Here is a 15,796-nt window from a genome sequence, read left to right as displayed (position 1 = left end):
CGGCCCTCGGTGTGAGGGCTCAGACCTCGGTGTGAGGGCTCAGACCTCGACCTGGAGCGCCCGCAGGCCGCGCAGGACGTAGCCCGGTTTCCACTCGGGGTCCGCCTTGACGGTGAGTCCGGGCGCGAGCCGGAGGAACGCGCGGAACGACTCGGCGAGCTCCACCCGCGCCAGCGGGGCGCCGAGGCAGAAGTGGATTCCGGCGCTGAACGCCAGGTGCGGATTGGGCGTCCGCGACAGGTCCAGCACGTCCGGATCGGCGAACACCTCCGGGTCCCGGCAGGACGAGGCGAACTGCAGGGCGACCTCGGCTCCGCGCGGGATCGGCACCCCGCCGACCTCGATGTCCTCCAGCACCCAGCGTTCGAACAGCGGCAGCGGCGTGTCGTACCGCAGCAGCTCCTCCACCGCGGTGGGGATCAGGTCGTGGTCGGCGCGCAGCCGCTCCAGCTCTCCGGGGTTGCGGAACAGCGCCCACCAGGAGTTGCCGGTGGCGTTCACGGTCGCCTCGTGCCCCGCGTTGAGCAGCAGGGCGCAGGTGCCGATCAGCTCGCCCTCGGTCAGGCCCTCGACCTGGCACAGCGCGCTGATGAGGTCGTCGCGGGGGTCCTTCCGGCGGGCACGGGACAGGTCGCGCAGGTAGCCGGAGAACTCGATCGAGGAGCGCACCGCCGCGTCCTGGATCTCCTTGGACGGGTTCAGCTGGTACATCCCGCACATGTCGGCCGACCACGGACGCAGCAGGTGCCGGTCGGCCTCGGGGACACCGAGCATCTCGGCGATCACGGTCACCGGCAGCGGCTCGGCGACCTCGGCGATCAGGTCCCCGCCGCCCCGCGCGACCAGGCCGCCGACCAGGCCCTCGGCGAGCGCCCGGATCCGGGGCCGCAGGTCCTCGACCATCCGCGGGGTGAACGCCTTCGACACCAGCCGCCGCAGGCGGGTGTGGTCCGGGGGCTCCATATCGAGCATGCCCGCGTCGTTGAGGTCCCAGAACGGCTTCAGGGACTCCGGCTGCGGCGCGCGGCCGAACTCCTCGTCGGTGGCGACGTGATGGTACGTCCGGCCGAGCCGCCGGTCCCGCAGCAGCGTGTTGACGTCGGCGTAGCGGGAGATGACCCACTGGTTCGTCGGCTCGTGGAAGAAGACCGGCGACTCGCGGCGCAGGTGTTCGAAGACGGGGTACGGGTCGGCGACGAAGGCCGGCGACCCAGGGTTGTATTCGTTCAACGGGCCCACCGTTCGGTACGGATGTCGGTCGCACGCGCCCGGTGCGCCCGCCCGGCCGCCGACTCGACGATCGCGCGGGCCTCTCCGAGCTCGCGATTCTCCGCGGCGACCTGGACCGGTCCAGGTGGCGCGTCGATGTGAACGGTACCGAGCCCCAGCAAACGCTGGAACGGGCCGGCGGTGAGGCGGACGCTCTGCGCCCGCGCGTGGGCGATCACGTCGAGCCGGCGGCACACCCGGCCTCGCCGGGTGACGAACAGCCGGTCGTCGGTGCCGGCCTCCCCCTTGCGGAACGGCGCCAGCCACGACCGGGGGGCGGGCAGCAGCGGCACCGCCTCGGCGTTCGTGCCGGGGAAGACCAGGCCGACCATGCGCAGCGCGACCTCCCGGGGCGCGACCGGCAGCAGCACCGACGACAGCGCCTGCCGGTCCCCGACGTAACCGGCGACGGTGACGTCGATGCGCGCCCAGCCGTTCCCGCGCCACAGCACCGGCTCGACGACCCGGACGGCCTGCACCCGGCCCGGCGGCACGGTCTGCATCCGGGTCTCCATCAGGCCGTACCGCAGCCGCAGGCCGTCCGGGGACAGGGCCGCGGTGAAGTTGGTGTGCATGACCAGCGGCGCGACCACGCCGCGGGCCAGGCCCAGCAGCACCGGCAGCGCGGCCGCCAGCACGCCGGGCTCCCCGAACACGACTCCGAACGCCAGCAGGGCCACCAGCAGCATCAGCGCGCCGATGACCGGTAGCTTCATCAGCTGCGAACCGAGCAGCGTCCCGAACCCGACCCGCCAGTACGGGCGTTCGGGCGCCTCGGGCGTGTGGCCGGGCAGCCCGGCGGCCCGGGCCAGCAGCTCGGCCCGCAGCTGCTCGGCCAACGGCCGTCCCAGGAAGCGGAACTTCGTCTCGGCCTGATCGCCGCCGGCCAGCTCCACCCGCACCTCGGCGAGCCCGAACAGCCGGGACACCAGCGGCCGTACGACGTCCACGGCCTGCATGTGCGCCAGCGGGATCCGGCGGTTACGGCGCCGCAGGATGCCGGTCTCGACGACCAGATCGTCCCCGGAGATCCAGAACTTCAGCGACCACCAGATCCAGAACCCGATGGCCGCGGCCACGACGGTCGCCGGCAGCATCACGGCGAGGAAGCGGGCGATGACCGCCGGGGTGAGGACCAGGGCGACGCCGTCGGGGGTCTGGGTGAGCAGTAGCGAGTAGCCGCCGAGCACGAACGCGATGACGACGACCCCGGCCGCGTTGATCACCGCGGTGGCCATGTGCAGCCGGTGCACGCCACGGGAGAAGTGCACGGGCGGCTTGGGCGGCGGACCGTACTGCGGCGGCCCGTACCCGTACGGCGCGGGCCCGTACATCGGCGGGGTGAACCGAGGGCGCGGCGGAGGCCCGTACGGCGGCCGCCCCGGCCCGTAGGGACCGTTCAAAGTCCGATCGACCTCGCTTCGCCCTTCTGCGCGAGCCGGTCGCGCAGGATCGCGGCGTCGCGGGCGGGCAGGCCGGGGATCCGCGCGTCGGTGGCCGCCGCCGCGGTGTGCAGCCGCACCGTCGCCACCCCCAGCCACTGTTCGAGCAGCCCGGCGGTCACGTCGACGTACTGCATGCGCCCGTACGGCACGACGACGAGGTGCCGGACGAAGAAGCCGTGCGTCACCAGCAGGTCGTCGGCCCGCTCGGCGAAGCCCCACGACCGGTAGCTCAGCTCGGCGACGATCCAGCCCACCGCGCAGGCGACCAGGACCACCGCGAGCCAGATCAGGCCGCCGGCGAGGCCGCGCGTCCGCGACAGCACGAACGCGCCGACGATCGTCACCGGAAGCGCCCACAGCAGCACGGTGATGCGCCGCTGCCAGGTGAGCTTGGGCGAGACCCGCACCCACGCCATGCCGCTCGGCGGGTCGAACGCCTGCTCCGCCCGCGCGCCGATGGGCACCGCGGAGGGCATCGACGGCCCGCTCGGGGCGGGCGGCGGAGGCAACGGGCCGTACTGCGGGCCGAGCGACGCGCCGGGCGGCAGCATGCTCGGACTGCCCGGCGGCATGTCCTGCGCCGCGCGCGGATTCGGATACTGATCGCCAGCGTTCATGTCGGGAGTAAGTCAACCCCAACCGGGCCGCCTCCCGCGAGACCCGTCATGGCAGGATGGATGATCGAAGCGAGTGAGAAGGCGGCGGCAGCGGTGAGCACCGAGCGGATCGTGGGCGTGGGCGCGGGGACCAAGGACCTCGCCACCGAGGACATGACGCTCAACATCGGGCCGCAGCACCCCTCCACCCACGGCGTGTTGCGCCTGCGGATCACCCTGGACGGCGAGCGGATCGCCGCCGCCGAGCCGATCATCGGGTACATGCACCGGGGCGCGGAGAAGCTCTTCGAGGTCCGCGACTACCGGCAGATCATCGTGCTGGCCAACCGCCACGACTGGCTGTCGGCGTTCGCCAGCGAGCTGGGCGTCGTCCTGGCGGTCGAGCGGATGCTGGGCATGGAGGTGCCGGTCCGCGCGGTGTGGGCGCGCACCCTCCTCGCCGAGCTGAACCGCGTGCTCAACCACCTGATGTTCCTCGGCTCGTACCCCCTGGAGGTCGGGGCGATCACGCCGATCTTCTACTCCTTCCGCGAGCGCGAGCAGTTGCAGCGCGTCATGGAGGAGATCTCCGGGGGCCGGCTGCACTACATGTTCAACCGGGTCGGCGGCCTGAAGGACGAACTGCCCGCCGGCTGGCTCGGCCGCGTCACCGACGCCGTCACCGCGGTGCGCCACGGCGTCGGCGACATCGACAAGCTCATCCGGGGCAACGAGATCTTCCGGGCCCGCACCCGTGGCGTCGGCGTGCTGACCCGCGACCAGATCGAGCAGTACGGCGTGTCGGGACCGATCGCCCGCGCCTCCGGCGTCGACTTCGACCTGCGGCGCGACGAGCCGTACCTCGCGTACGGCGAGCTGCAGGACGTGCTCCGCGTGGTCACCCGGACCGAGGGCGACTGCCTGGCGCGGTTCGAGTGCCTCCTCGACCAGGTCCACGCCTCACTGGACCTGGCCGACGCCTGCGTCGCCCGGCTGAAGGAGCTACCGCCCGGCCCGATCAACGTACGGCTGCCGAAGGTGCTGAAGGTGCCGGAGGGTCACACGTACGCCTGGACGGAGAACCCTCTCGGCATCAACGGCTACTACCTGGTCTCCCACGGCGAGAAGACCCCGTGGCGGCTGAAGCTCCGGTCGGCGTCCTTCAACAACATCCAGGTCCTCCGCGAGATGCTGCCGGGCCACCTCGTCGCCGACATGATCGCCATCCTCGGCTCGATGTTCTTCGTCGTCGGCGACATCGACAAGTAGCCCGTCCCACGACCCGTCAGCCGGTGGGCTGGGCGGGGCCGTTCTGGTTTCCCGGCGCGGTGGGGCGGAGGGAGGCGCATGCCTGGGCGGCCTTCTTCTGGGCCGCGGACATGCTCGGCATGCCGCTCGGGCGACCCGACGGCCGGGCGGTGGGCCTGCCCGAGGGCATGCCGGACGGGTTGCCGGAGGGCCGGCCGCCGGGGGCGCCCATGCCCGGTCCGCCGCCCGGTCCCCGGCTGGGCATCGTCACGCCCTGTTTCTCCATGCACTGCCGGTAGGCGGACATGGCGCCGGCGTTCGGGCCGCCGCCCTGGCCGGTCTGCTGCCCGCTCTGGGTCGAGGTCTTGCCGCCTCCGCACGCGGCGCCGAGGAGGAGGGTGCCGGCGACGGCCGTGCCGCCGAGCAGTCGGATGGTCAGTCGCTTGGTGAGCATTCTGGTTCCCGTTCTAGGAGGATTACCGTCAGCCGCCGGACGAGGTGCCCTGGACGGATGTGGCGGTGAGGGTGCCGTCCGCGGCCTGGGACCCCTGGACGGTGACGGTCGTGCCGGTCTTGAGGGCGGAGGCCTTGCCGCTCCGCAGTACGCGGACCTTGGTCGTGCCGGTCACCTTGACCTGGACGACGCCGTTCGCGGTCTTGACGTAGATCGTCGTGCCCGTGACCTTCTGCACCGTCCCGGTGGTCCCCGGGCTCACGCCGTCGCCGGAGTCCGACGGGCGGCCGCCGCCGGGCATGCCGCCGCCGTACGTCCCACGGCCGCCGGGCAGCTGACCGCCCGTCGTCCCGCGTGAGCCCTGGGCCGCGGTGGTCGTGTGGTCGCCGAAGTGGCGGTCGACCTGGGCTCCGGCCCCGAAACCGGCGGCCAGCAGCGCGCCGGCGCCGAGGTAGGCGGTCAGGCCGAGTCGCCTGCGGGCCCTGGGGGCCGCGGCGAGTTCGGTCTCCAGGTCGCCGTCGAACGGCGAGGCGGACAGCACGTCGTCCCGGGTCACCGTGGCCTCGGGCTCCTCGTACGGCGTCCACGTTCTGCGGCCGGTCACGTCGTTCTCCTCGATGTCACTCATGGCGCAGGGCCTCGATCGGGCGCAGCTTGGCCGCGCGGTTGGCCGGGTAGCTGCCGAAGAAGAGCCCGATCGCGACGGACACGCCCAGCGCCAGCGCGATCGAGGAAGGCACGATCACCGGCTTCACGCCGACGACCTTGAAGAGGCTGCCGAGGACGCCGACCAGCACGCCGAGTACGCCGCCGACGAGGCTGAGCACGGTCGCCTCCGCGATGAACTGGCCGAGGATCGCCCCCTTGGGCGCGCCGATGGCCTTGCGGATGCCGATCTCGCGGGTCCGTTCGGTGACGGTGACGAGCATGATGTTGGTGATGCCGATGCCGCCGACCAGCAGGCTGATGGCCGCGACCGCGCCGAGCAGCACGGTGAAGGTCTTGCTGGAGGCGCTGACCGCCGACTGCAGGCTCGCCTGGTTCATGATCTGGAAGTCGGCGGTGTTGGACCCGGAGATGTCGTGCCGCTGGTCCAGGATGTCGGTGACCTCGCTCTGGGCCTGGTCGGTGACCTTCGAGCTCTTGGCCTCCACGACGATGGAGTTCAGGCCGCCGAACCCGGTGAGGTTCTGCTGGACGGCGGTGAGCGGGCCGATCGCGATGTCGTCGGCGTCCTGCATGCCGGACGAGCCGGACTCCTTGAGCACCCCGACGACCGTGAACGGCGTGCCGCCGACGTTGATCTGCTTGTTCAGCGGGTCGACGGCGCCGAAGAGGTCCTCGGCGACGGTCCGGCCGATCACGACGACCTTCCGGCCGCCCGTCACGTCGTCGTCGGTGAACGCCGCGCCGCGCGCGAGCTCCTTGTTCGCGGCGCCGAGGTAGGCGGGGTACGTCCCGACGAACTGGCTGATCGAGTGGCTCGTCCCCTCGTACGTCGTCGTCACCGACGAGGAGGTCACGACCGGGGACGCGCTCTTGACCGAGGGGGCGTTGACCGGATCGACGAGCGCCTTGGCGTCGTCGACGGTGAGGTCGTGCGCCTGCGTACGGGGGCCGCTGGACTGCCCGCGGTTCCGCATGCCGCCGAACCCGCCGAAGCCGCCTCCTCCGCCGCCGGACGTCGACTTCGTCACGGTGAGGGAGTTGGCGCCGAGCCGGGAGATGTTGTTCTTGATCTGCTCGGAGGAGCCGTTCCCGACCGCGACCAGCATGATCACGGCGCCGACGCCGATGAGGATGCCGAGCATGGTCAGCGCGCTGCGCAGCTTGTTGGCGGTCAGGCCGCGCAGCGCGAATCGCAGGATCTCCCAGGGGCTCACCGCACGCCCTCCACGACGGCCGCGGGTGGCGGGCCGTCCACCGGGGCCTGCCGGCGGTCCTCGATGATCTCGCCGTCGACCAGCCGGATCACCCGCTTGGCGCGGGCGGCGACCTCGTCCTCGTGGGTGATCAGCACGATGGTGCGGCCGGACAGGCTGAGCCGGTCGAGGATGCCGAGGACGTCGGCGGTGGAGCGGGTGTCGAGGTTGCCGGTCGGCTCGTCCGCCAGCAGCAGCGCGGGCGCCGTGACGAGGGCGCGGGCCACGGCGACGCGCTGCTGCTGGCCGCCTGACAGTTCGTTCGGCTCGTGATCCATGCGGTCGCCGAGGCCGACCTGCCGGAGGGCGGCGCGGGCCCGCCTCCGCCGCTCCGCCGGCTTCACGCCGCCGTACGCCAGGGGCAGTTCGACGTTGGCGAGCGCGGACATCCGCGGGATCAGGTTGAACGACTGGAAGATGAAGCCGATCCTGCGGTTGCGCAGGATCGAGAGGCGGCGTTCGTCGAGCACGCCGACGTCCGTCCCGTCGAGCAGGTACCGGCCGCCGGACGGCACGTCGAGGCAGCCGAGGATGTTCATGAGCGTCGACTTGCCGGAGCCGGACGCCCCCATGATCGCCACGTAGTCGCCGCGCTCGACGCGGAGGGACACGCCGCGCAGGGCGTGCACGGCGGTGTCGCCCTGGCCGTACACCTTGGTCAGCGCGCGGACGTCGAGGACCGCGGGTTCGGGCGTCACGGCCGGCCTCCCCCGGGCGCCCCGCCGAAGCCTCCGCCGCCGAACCCGCCGCCGGCCCGGCCGAAGCCGCTGGTGCCGCTGGTGCTGGTCGTCGTCGTGGTGATGACCACCTGGTCGCCCTCGTTCAGCCCGGACTTGATCTCGGTGCCCTGGGTGCCCTTGACGCCGGTCGTCACGGTCTTGATCACCTGTTCGCCGTTCTGCAGGACGGTGACCGTGCTCTGCCCGCCGGCGGTGCGGACGGCGGCCGCCGGGACGTACAGGACGTTCTGCGCCGTGGCCGTGGTCACCTGGACGGTCGCGGTCTGGCCGATCCGCACCGAGCCCGGGATCGAGGTGAGCGTGATGGTCGCGCCGTACTGCACGACGTTGTTGCTCGTCGTCGGCGACATGTCGATCTGGGTGACCTTGCCGGTGGCGGTGACGCCGCTGAGCGCGTCGAAGGAGACGGTGGCGCGCTGGCCGGTCTTCAGCTTGATCGCGTCGGCCTCGGTGAACTCCCCGGTGACCATGAGCTTCTTCGGGTCGGCCAGTTCGATGAACCCGCTCCCGGACGAACTGGACGAACTGGACGAGCTGCTCGTGCTCGACGACCCGGACGAGCCCCCGGAACCGCCGCTCCCGGACGGACCGTCCGATCCCCCGGACGAAGAGCCCTGGGAGGTGGAGCCGGAGGATCCCGAGCCGGAGGACGAGCCCCCGACGGTGCCGTTGACGGTGACGACCGTGCCGGCGAAGGGCGCCCGCAGCTCGGTCCCCGCGAGCGCGCGTACGGCCTGGTTGTAGGCGTTCTTCGCCGAGACGTACGAAGAGTAGCCGGAGGCCGTGGAGGTGTCACCGTCCTCGGCGGCGGTGAGGTTCGCCTTGGCCGAGGTCACGTTCTCCTCGGCGGAGGTCGTGTCGAGCCGGGCGAGCAGTTCGCCCTTCGAGACCTTGTCGCCCGCCTGCACGTAGATCTTGGCGACCGTGCCGGAGGTCGTGAACGACAGCGAACGGCTCCTGGCGCTCTCCACCGATCCCGAGGCCGACACCGACGAGACGACGGTGCCGCGCATGACCCGCGTCGTACGGCTGAGGGCGGACGCCCCCGCCGAGTCGTCCCCGCCGGTGAGCGAGAGGTATCCGACGCCGATGCCGGTGACCAACAGCACGCCCAGCGCGCCGTTGACCATGAGGGATCTGCGCCCGAGTAGACGTTTCACCCGGCACAAGCTGGCGGAGGAAGGTGGGATTACCCTAATTCATAAATGAAAATATGATGAGAGGCCTTCCCCAGGAAACTCTCATTTAAGGCCCAGATCAGTCTCATCCGAGCACGTCATGATGGCGCGCCATGAGATTTCGGGTGTCCGCGCCGAATTTCCGGCTGAAACGTACCCAGATGGCCACCGGCGCAATCGGCGTCGCGGTGATCGGCGCGGTGACGGCCGTCGCCGTCGGCACCGGCGGCGGGAGCGGGGCGGCGCCGACGTACGCGACGGTCGCCGAGGGCGCGGTGACCGCCACGGCCGGGGCGGCGGGGAACGTCAGGAGCGCCGACAGCCGCGATCTGGCCTTCAGCACCTCCGGAACGGTGACGAAGGTGTACGTCAAGGTCGGCGCGAAGGTGCGCGCGGGCGCCCGCCTGGCCCGCGTCGACCAGACCCGGGCCCTGGAGGACGTGGCGGCGGCCCGCGCGACGCTCGCCGCCGCCGAGGCGGCCGAGTCCTCCGGGACCGGCGCGACCGGCGCGAACGCGGCAGCGGCGGCGGCCGGCCGCGCGACCATCTCCCTGGCGGCCTACCGGACGACGTCGCCGAGCCCCACACCGTCGGCGAGTCCGAGCGCGACGAAACGCCCGTCGACGCGGCCGAGCACTCCGCGGCAGACGCCGACGTCGAGGGCGCCGGCGTCCAGCAGGTCCTCGGGCGGCGGGACCTCCGGGGGCACGACCTCGGCGGCGCAGCTCGAGGCCCGGGTCATCCAGGCGAAGAACACCCTGACCCAGGCGGAGCGCACCCTGGCCGGAACGGTCATCACGGCGCCGATCGACGGCACCGTCCTCGCCGTGAACGGCCGAGCCGGCGACACGGCCTCGGCCTCCAGTACGTTCATCACCATCGGTGACCTGGAGGAACTGCAGCTGCAGGCGACCTTCTCCCAGAACGACGTGGCGCGCATCCGCATCGGCCAGGAGGCCGAGATCACCCTCAGCACCGACAGCACGAAGACCTACGCCGGCTCGGTCACGCACGTCGACACGAACGCGACGACCAGCGACCAGCTCGTCAAGTACGGCGTGATGATCGCCTTCGACGACGTGCCGTCCACGGTGCTGATCGGTCAGTCCGGCACCGTGTCGGTCACCACCGCGTCCGCGACGGACGTCCTGTACGTGCCCTCATCGGCCGTACGGACCGCCGCGAACGGGACCTCGACCGTCCGGGTGCGCCAAGGCGGCCGCACCGTCACCCGTACCGTCAAGGTCGGCGTCCGCGGTGACGCGTGCGTCGAGATCACCTCGGGCCTGTCCAAGGGCGAGCGGGTGGTCACGTCCGGCTGAGACCCTCGCGACCCGCCCGTCCAGGGCCGCCGCGCCCCGGTGACGCCTCGCGGCGGATGTCGGCCGCGGTACGGCCGAACTCCCTCTTGAGGGCCCGGCTCAGGTGGCCGGCATCGCGGATCCCCCACCGCGCGGCGATCGCGGCGGCGGTACGGGTCACGAGAGCGGGGTCCTGCAAATCCCGGCGGATCCGGATGAGCCGCTCGCGCCGGACCCAGGCGGCGAAGGTGGTACCCCGCCGCTGGAAGAGCCGGTGCAGGTAGCGCGAGGAGATGCCGTGGCGGCGGGCGACGGAGTCGACGGACAGGGCCGGGTCGTTCAGATTCGCGAGGGCGTAGGCGATGATCCGGTCGGTGAGGTCGGCGGCCATCTCGACCCGTCGCGGGCCGGTGTCGGTGAAGGAGGCGACGAGCAGCGAGGCCAGCGCGTCGGCGAGGTGGAGGCCCCACCCATCGGGCAGATCGTCGATGCGCTGAATCGACGACGCCACCGCCTGCAGGTCTTCGGGCCGCAAAAGATTGGCCGCAGCGAACTCCGCGTCCATATCGCGCAAGGCGAGGTTTCTCCTTTCGGATCAGATGGGACGGAAGACGTCCATATCGCTGTCCCTGACGCTAAGTCGTCGATATCTTCAAGATGCCGATCGGAGCTCAAAATGGGATGGGCTGGGATGTTCGTCGAACCGGGCGACCGCGACGGCGCAGGTCGCCTCAGGGCCCCGATCCCGGCCCCACCCGGGGATGGGACGGATTGGGATGGAGCGGGAGACCGAGGCAGGGCTGAGCGACCCCCGGCGGCCGACTCCGGATGACTGCACGGTCGGCACGCGCCTGGCCACCGAGTTGCGCGCCCTGCGGACGCGCACCGGGAAGAGCCTCAAAGAACTCGAACAACTGATCCATGCCAGCGACTCTTCGATATCCCGCTATCTGTCAGGACGGATCGTGCCGCCATGGCAGGTGATCGAACGGCTGTCGCGGCTGGCCGGAGACGACCCCGCGCGGCTGCGTCCCCTTTGGGAGCACCTCAACGACGACCGCCACCGGAAGGGGACGTGCTCGGTGCTTCCCGTGGTGGAGCCTCCCGCGGGAGGGCAGCCGTCCCGGCCGCCGGCCGAGGAGGCGGCCCCGGAGCCCTCCCGGCGGCGGTTCACCGCCCCCAGGAGACTGGTCGTCGGCGGCCTGACGACGGTGGCCGCGCTCGCCCTCTTCGGCACCGGAGTCCTCGTGGGACTGTGGCTGGCGCCCGACCGGACCCGCCCTCCCGTCGTCGAGCAGTCCACCGCGTGCGGAGACTGGCCCTGGCCGAACGGAGCACCGGGTCAGGTGGTGGTCCCGCCCGCCGCCGCGTACGGCCACGACCACACCGCGACGGTCGAGCTGCGGAGCGGAAGCATCAACGGCCGGCAGATGGTGTGGGCTCAGCTCGGCCACGCCCGGTACGGCGACCGGGTCTGGATGGACTGGAGCCGGAACGACGGCAGGACCTGGATCCAGTGCGGGCCCTTCACGACGACCGGCGCGACCTTCTCGAGCCGCGCCCACGAGATCGCGCCGGGATGGCACTTCCGAGCCTGCGCCGACACTCCGCGCCCGGCGGCGGACCATCCGCGCGACGCCTGCACGAACTACTGGTGAGCGACGCCGGGGCGCTCGGCGCTCAGCCCGCCACCCGGTAGGCGCGCGAGACGGTCTCGGTGACCTGGCTTCCCGCGCTGTCGACGACGGTCGCGCGCAGCGCCACGAACCCCAGGCCGGCCGGGTTGGTCACGGAGGCGACGCCGTTCGCGACGGGGAGACTCTGCCAGGTCTTGGACCCGTCGGTGGACGCCTCGACCTTCAGCGTCCTGACCGCGTGCGCGGTCGCACCGGAGTTGGTCACGACCCGGACCGGGATCTCGGTGGTGGAGCCGGGCGCGGCGGCGTTCCGGCCGTCGAGGCCGCGCGGCGCGAACCGCACCGTGGTCAGCGGCAGTGCCGTCTTCTTCTTCGTCCGCGCGGACGTGAACACCCAGCTCACCTGGACGCGGTCGGACAGCGTCGCCTCGGCGGCGTCACGGGTGGCCGTCACGTCGAGGTGGTAGGTCGCCGCCGACCTCCCGAGGGTGACGTCCGGCTCGTACGCGTCGAGGGCGAGCGTCTTCGCGCCGGCCCGGAGCTTCACGTTCGCGATCGTGAACTGGTCGAACCCCCAGTTCCCGGCGGCGTCGGACAGCAGGTTGACCGGCGTGTAGTGCAGCCGGTCGCCCGTACGGTGACCACCGGGGGCGGCGGGCGCGAACACCGCGGCGTTCCAGGTCTCGTCGGGCGCCGTGCCCTTCGCGTACGTCCGGGTGGCCAGGGTGACGTTGCCGAACAGCGGGTGGGACGACGACTCGTACCACAGCTCCCGCTTGCAGGCCGCGCCCGGCTGGACGTACTCGGTGAGGGTCGCGGGCGCGTCGAGCCACATCTCGTCGTCCCCTCCCCAGACGGCGCCCCGGCAGCGCGGGTTCACCTTCATCCCGTCGCCGAACGACCGGTAGGTCACCTTGACCTGCGCGAGGTCGGCCTTGGTGACGTGCTGGGTCACCCCGGCCGGGATGCCCCCGGAGTAGGAGGTGCCGAGGCGGTACAGCACGCCCGGCCCGGTCCAGGTGCTGCCCTGGGTGAACGTCACCCCGGAGCGCTTCACCGGCACCGCGTACAGCCGCCCGGGAACGTCGTCGGTGGTGAAGTCCATCGACCCGTGCCGTACGTGGACCCGGATCCGGCCCTGCACGGACGGATCGCCGACCGACACGTCGATCGGCCTCCCGCCCTTGGCGCTCAACGTGACGTGGTCGTGGCCCTTGGACACCTTGTACGTGGCGAGGACGACGGTGTTCTCGGGCGACTCGCCCGGCTCGTTCCGCGCGAGCGTCGCGTAGATCTCGTACGTCCGTTTGTCCGGGAGCTTCGCCACGGCGGTGTCACGGCCCATCACCGGCCACGACTTCCCGCTCGCCGGGTCGTAGATCTGGGCGGTGATCCAGGGCACCTTTCCGGCCCGGCTCAGCCCTTTGATCGTGAGGTACCGCGTGGTCGTCGCCGAGGCGATCGCGGGCGGCGAGCCGAGGACGAGAGCCCCGGCGATCCCGGTGACGAGCGCGCGTCTCCCCAACCCCATGGCCACCCTCCGCCACACCCAGAATGAAGATCACAAACCCTACATTCCGGGCACCGCCCGCACCTCGCTTGGCCGAACCAGGCCAGCCTCAGGCGGATCGACGGAGGTCGGATCGGACCTCGCTCGCGATCTCGTGGATCTTCTTCTCGGTGTCCCGCAGTCTCGCCTCGGCCTGGGCGGTCCGCTCGGCGGCGCGGCGCTCCCGCCGGGTCGGCTTACGACTCGTCCTCGTCTTCGAGCGGGTGAACAGTCCCATCGCACTCACTCCTTCGGCTGCGCTCGTGCCGCCAGGAGATCCCCCGTACCGAACGGTTCATTCCGATTCCGCGTCGCCCGGGGCGGAGCCCAGGAGCCGGGCCGAGACGTGTTCCTGGGCCAGGAGGCGGAAGGCCGTCATGAGTCGTTCGCCGAGGATGGTCCCGACGACGACGCTCTCGGCGATGCGATCGGTGTCCGGGCGGGACGCGACCGCCGCGACCTCGCGCTCGGCGAGGCGTTCGACGGCGTCCGCGTAGGAGTCCAGGTCGGCGGCCAGGTCGGCCTGGCCGAGCGCGTACAGGGCTGCGATGGTCTCGGCCAGCGTCCCGATGGCGGGCGCGTCCGGCTCGATCGCCCAGCCGCGCTTCTCGATCAGCTCACGGACCTGGGCCTCGGCGCGGGCGCCGTCGTCCTCCACCGGCTGCCGCGTCGGGGCGAGGGCGCGATGCACGGCCCCGATCCGGTGGTGCAGCGCCTGGTCGTCTGAGTCGAGCGACTCCAGCACCTCCTTGACGCGCGCCACGGGAAGACCGGCCAGATCGATGAGGGCGCGGATCAGCCGGAGTCTGCGCAGGTGCGCCTCGGCGTAGTCCGCCTGGTTGGGGCTGGTCAGCTCGCCGGGGGGCAGGAGCCCCTCGCGCAGGTAGAACTTGATCGACGGCACCGAGACGCCCGATCGCCGGCTCAACTCCCCGATACGCATCCTTGCCATCCTCTCCGACCTTATGGATAGTATCACTATCCATAGAGCGGATAGCTCCACTATCCGCTCGTCTCCCCTCGTCAGGAAGGACGTGGCCATGGAGACCTTGGCCCTCAGCACCGAGTCCCGGATGATCGCCGGGGCCGTGCTCCTCACGATCGTCACCATCGAGTTCGGCGGCTGGTTCATGACCCGGATCGCGCGCGGCGGCGTGCCGATGACCGACTTCCAGCGCTCCTTCGCGCGCGCCGGGCACGGCCACGCCGGCGTCCTCGTGCTGCTCGGCCTGATCGGCCTGCTGTACGCGGACGCCACCGGCCTGACCGGCGTTCTGCTGTGGACGGCACGGCTGGGCGTGCCGGTGGCCGCGATCCTGATGTCCGGCGGGTTCTTCGCCGCCTCCGCCGGTCGAGGCGCCACCGCACCCAACCGGTTCGTCTGGATGCTGTGGATCGGCGCGCTGTCCCTCGCGGCCGGTGTCCTGACCCTAGGCGTGGGCCTGCTGACGGCGTGACCGGTGACGTTGATCGTTGGCGATCACCGCTCATAGGACGCAGTGATCTGGTCTTCAGCAGCCGAGGTGACGAGGGACCGCGAGAATACGGCGGCTGTCGCCCCCCGTCCGCCGGCCGCGCCGCCACTGCGACGCCGGTAGTGACCTCACAGAACCGGCGAACCGGTCATCCATGGGTCACCACCGACGGCAGGGAGACCGCAACGGCGGCAGCGTGGCCGCAGTGGCGGCGACGTCGCCACCGCGCCGTCCCCAGCCCGGCTCTCCGGTGCCGGGCCGCGCCGTGCTGCCGCAACCAGCGCCAGGAAAGGGGGCGCCGGCGATCGAGCACGAGCGCGGCCGCTCCCCCGCGAGCCGAGAGCCGCCCTCGGCGGGCGCCGGACCGGCTTCGGTCATGCGGTGACTTCTGCCGGATGGACACTCCGGCGCCGCCCTCGGCCGTCCCGTCCCTGTACTTCCACCGCGACTACCTCGACGCCGTACGCGCGGGCACGAAGGTCACCACGATCCGGCATCGTGACCCGGTTACCGTCGGGCCGGTGAACCTGGTGTTCGAGCTGGAGGAGGAGGTCACGCTGCCGGGCGTGATCACCGGGGTCGTCGGCAAGCGGGTCGCCGAGCTGACCGAGCCGGACGCGGTCGCGGACGGCTTCCGCGACCTCGCCGAACTACGGGACCGGCTCCGGTACCACTACCCGGACATCCGGCCGGACGACGAGATCACGATCGTCTACTTCGAGCTGACCTCCTAGCGCAGGCCATGCGGTCCGCCCCGTCGAAGACGGCGGCGGCGATCTGCTCCGAGCGGTCCTCCGGCGCGTGGTGGCCGGACCTGCCGCAGGCGAACCGGCCGGCTCGCCGCCGAGCGGCGTCCGGCAGGCGGCAGGCGGCAGGCGGCAGGCGGCAGGCGGCAGGCGGCAGGCGGCAGGCGGCAGGCGGCAGGCGGCAGGCGGCAGGCGGCAGGCGGCAGGCGGCAGGCGGCAGGCGGCAGGCGGCAGGC

At 71.9% G+C, this 15,796-nt stretch carries 18 protein-coding genes; 6 read left to right on the top strand and 12 right to left on the bottom strand.

What is annotated here, in order from left to right:
* Nucleotides 1-39 precede the first annotated feature (39 nt).
* The 3 genes from NE234_RS13540 to NE234_RS13530 are packed head-to-tail and all read right to left on the bottom strand — an operon-like array spanning nt 40 to nt 3,331.
* Nucleotides 40-1,230, bottom strand: coding sequence for a cytochrome P450 (locus NE234_RS13540; RefSeq protein ID WP_252779327.1), 1,191 nt, complete (start codon nt 1,228-1,230; stop codon nt 40-42).
* Nucleotides 1,227-2,672, bottom strand: a complete 1,446-nt coding sequence (locus NE234_RS13535; protein WP_252779326.1) for a PH domain-containing protein — start codon at nt 2,670-2,672, stop codon at nt 1,227-1,229. Before NE234_RS13535 ends, NE234_RS13540 begins: the two co-directional genes overlap by 4 nt.
* Nucleotides 2,669-3,331 carry a PH domain-containing protein gene (locus tag NE234_RS13530; protein WP_252779325.1) on the bottom strand — a complete coding sequence of 221 codons (663 nt, stop codon included), beginning with the start codon at nt 3,329-3,331 and terminating at the stop codon, nt 2,669-2,671. Before NE234_RS13530 ends, NE234_RS13535 begins: the two co-directional genes overlap by 4 nt.
* Nucleotides 3,332-3,391: 60 nt before the next feature.
* Here NE234_RS13530 and NE234_RS13525 point away from each other — a divergent pair, with 60 nt between their 5' ends.
* The gene (locus tag NE234_RS13525; protein ID WP_252779324.1) at nt 3,392-4,579 is read left to right on the top strand and encodes an NADH-quinone oxidoreductase subunit D; all 1,188 of its coding nucleotides are present in this window, start codon (nt 3,392-3,394) and stop codon (nt 4,577-4,579) included.
* A 16-nt stretch (nt 4,580-4,595) separates the two neighbouring features.
* On the opposite strand, the gene NE234_RS13520 is transcribed toward NE234_RS13525, so the two are convergent.
* From NE234_RS13520 to NE234_RS13500, 5 genes are read right to left on the bottom strand one after another with little or no spacing between them, the layout of a single operon-like run.
* Nucleotides 4,596-5,012 carry a hypothetical protein gene (locus tag NE234_RS13520; RefSeq protein WP_252779323.1) on the bottom strand — a complete coding sequence of 139 codons (417 nt, stop codon included), beginning with the start codon at nt 5,010-5,012 and terminating at the stop codon, nt 4,596-4,598.
* Nucleotides 5,013-5,040: 28 nt separating this feature from the next.
* Complete coding sequence (locus NE234_RS13515; RefSeq protein WP_252779322.1) at nt 5,041-5,640, bottom strand: DUF5666 domain-containing protein; 600 nt, start codon at nt 5,638-5,640, stop codon at nt 5,041-5,043.
* Nucleotides 5,633-6,895: an ABC transporter permease gene (locus tag NE234_RS13510; RefSeq protein ID WP_252779321.1), complete on the bottom strand. Its 1,263-nt coding sequence runs from the start codon at nt 6,893-6,895 to the stop codon at nt 5,633-5,635. The genes NE234_RS13515 and NE234_RS13510 overlap by 8 nt, the downstream gene beginning before the upstream one ends.
* Nucleotides 6,892-7,632 carry an ABC transporter ATP-binding protein gene (locus NE234_RS13505; RefSeq protein WP_252779320.1) on the bottom strand — a complete coding sequence of 247 codons (741 nt, stop codon included), beginning with the start codon at nt 7,630-7,632 and terminating at the stop codon, nt 6,892-6,894. Before NE234_RS13505 ends, NE234_RS13510 begins: the two co-directional genes overlap by 4 nt.
* On the bottom strand, nt 7,629-8,834 hold the full coding sequence (locus tag NE234_RS13500; RefSeq protein ID WP_252779319.1) for an efflux RND transporter periplasmic adaptor subunit: 1,206 nt from the start codon (nt 8,832-8,834) through the stop codon (nt 7,629-7,631). The genes NE234_RS13505 and NE234_RS13500 overlap by 4 nt, the downstream gene beginning before the upstream one ends.
* A 179-nt stretch (nt 8,835-9,013) precedes the next feature.
* Here NE234_RS13500 and NE234_RS13495 point away from each other — a divergent pair, with 179 nt between their 5' ends.
* Entirely contained in the window at nt 9,014-10,174 is a 1,161-nt protein-coding gene (locus NE234_RS13495) for an efflux RND transporter periplasmic adaptor subunit (protein WP_252779318.1), read from the top strand.
* Here the strand turns inward: NE234_RS13495 and NE234_RS13490 are convergent.
* Nucleotides 10,161-10,718, bottom strand: a complete 558-nt coding sequence (locus NE234_RS13490; RefSeq protein ID WP_252780967.1) for a helix-turn-helix domain-containing protein — start codon at nt 10,716-10,718, stop codon at nt 10,161-10,163. The two genes, NE234_RS13495 and NE234_RS13490, sit on opposite strands and share 14 nt — an antisense overlap.
* A gap of 211 nt (nt 10,719-10,929) precedes the next feature.
* On the opposite strand from NE234_RS13490, the gene NE234_RS13485 reads away from it, so the two are divergent.
* On the top strand, nt 10,930-11,811 hold the full coding sequence (locus tag NE234_RS13485; protein ID WP_252779317.1) for a helix-turn-helix domain-containing protein: 882 nt from the start codon (nt 10,930-10,932) through the stop codon (nt 11,809-11,811).
* 22 nt (nt 11,812-11,833) lie between these two features.
* Here NE234_RS13485 and NE234_RS13480 read toward each other — a convergent pair whose 3' ends face one another.
* The 3 genes from NE234_RS13480 to NE234_RS13470 form a co-directional block, all read right to left on the bottom strand.
* A complete protein-coding gene (locus NE234_RS13480; RefSeq protein ID WP_252779316.1) occupies nt 11,834-13,321 on the bottom strand; it encodes a hypothetical protein in 1,488 nt (495 codons plus the stop codon).
* Nucleotides 13,322-13,409: 88 nt separating this feature from the next.
* Nucleotides 13,410-13,577, bottom strand: a complete 168-nt coding sequence (locus tag NE234_RS13475) for a hypothetical protein (protein WP_252779315.1) — start codon at nt 13,575-13,577, stop codon at nt 13,410-13,412.
* A gap of 57 nt (nt 13,578-13,634) precedes the next feature.
* Nucleotides 13,635-14,291: a MerR family transcriptional regulator gene (locus NE234_RS13470; protein ID WP_252779314.1), complete on the bottom strand. Its 657-nt coding sequence runs from the start codon at nt 14,289-14,291 to the stop codon at nt 13,635-13,637.
* Nucleotides 14,292-14,379: 88 nt separating this feature from the next.
* Here NE234_RS13470 and NE234_RS13465 point away from each other — a divergent pair, with 88 nt between their 5' ends.
* From NE234_RS13465 to NE234_RS13455, 3 genes are all read left to right on the top strand, one after another.
* Nucleotides 14,380-14,796 (top strand): hypothetical protein, encoded by a 417-nt coding sequence (locus NE234_RS13465; protein ID WP_252779313.1) that lies wholly within the window; start codon nt 14,380-14,382, stop codon nt 14,794-14,796.
* 413 nt (nt 14,797-15,209) lie between these two features.
* Entirely contained in the window at nt 15,210-15,548 is a 339-nt protein-coding gene (locus NE234_RS13460) for an ASCH domain-containing protein (RefSeq protein ID WP_252779312.1), read from the top strand.
* A gap of 8 nt (nt 15,549-15,556) precedes the next feature.
* Nucleotides 15,557-15,796: hypothetical protein (locus tag NE234_RS13455; protein WP_252779311.1), on the top strand; the 240-nt coding region annotated here is incomplete at its 3' end.

Source organism: Actinoallomurus rhizosphaericola (assembly GCF_024055675.1).
Taxonomy (GTDB): domain Bacteria; phylum Actinomycetota; class Actinomycetes; order Streptosporangiales; family Streptosporangiaceae; genus Actinoallomurus; species Actinoallomurus soli.
This window is presented reverse-complemented; position numbering and strand designations above follow the sequence as displayed.

Bases quoted from the DNA above. Each gene is read 5' to 3' on its own strand.
- NE234_RS13530 (WP_252779325.1), bottom strand. From the start codon at position 3,331: ATGAACGCTGGCGATCAGTATCCGAATCCGCGCGCGGCGCAGGACATG.
- NE234_RS13525 (WP_252779324.1), top strand. From the start codon at position 3,392: ATGATCGAAGCGAGTGAGAAGGCGGCGGCAGCGGTGAGCACCGAGCGG.
- NE234_RS13520 (WP_252779323.1), bottom strand. From the start codon at position 5,012: ATGCTCACCAAGCGACTGACCATCCGACTGCTCGGCGGCACGGCCGTC.
- NE234_RS13515 (WP_252779322.1), bottom strand. From the start codon at position 5,640: ATGAGTGACATCGAGGAGAACGACGTGACCGGCCGCAGAACGTGGACG.
- NE234_RS13495 (WP_252779318.1), top strand. From the start codon at position 9,014: ATGGCCACCGGCGCAATCGGCGTCGCGGTGATCGGCGCGGTGACGGCC.
- NE234_RS13490 (WP_252780967.1), bottom strand. From the start codon at position 10,718: ATGGACGCGGAGTTCGCTGCGGCCAATCTTTTGCGGCCCGAAGACCTG.
- NE234_RS13485 (WP_252779317.1), top strand. From the start codon at position 10,930: ATGGAGCGGGAGACCGAGGCAGGGCTGAGCGACCCCCGGCGGCCGACT.
- NE234_RS13480 (WP_252779316.1), bottom strand. From the start codon at position 13,321: ATGGGGTTGGGGAGACGCGCGCTCGTCACCGGGATCGCCGGGGCTCTC.
- NE234_RS13475 (WP_252779315.1), bottom strand. From the start codon at position 13,577: ATGGGACTGTTCACCCGCTCGAAGACGAGGACGAGTCGTAAGCCGACC.
- NE234_RS13470 (WP_252779314.1), bottom strand. From the start codon at position 14,291: ATGGCAAGGATGCGTATCGGGGAGTTGAGCCGGCGATCGGGCGTCTCG.
- NE234_RS13465 (WP_252779313.1), top strand. From the start codon at position 14,380: ATGGAGACCTTGGCCCTCAGCACCGAGTCCCGGATGATCGCCGGGGCC.
- NE234_RS13460 (WP_252779312.1), top strand. From the start codon at position 15,210: ATGGACACTCCGGCGCCGCCCTCGGCCGTCCCGTCCCTGTACTTCCAC.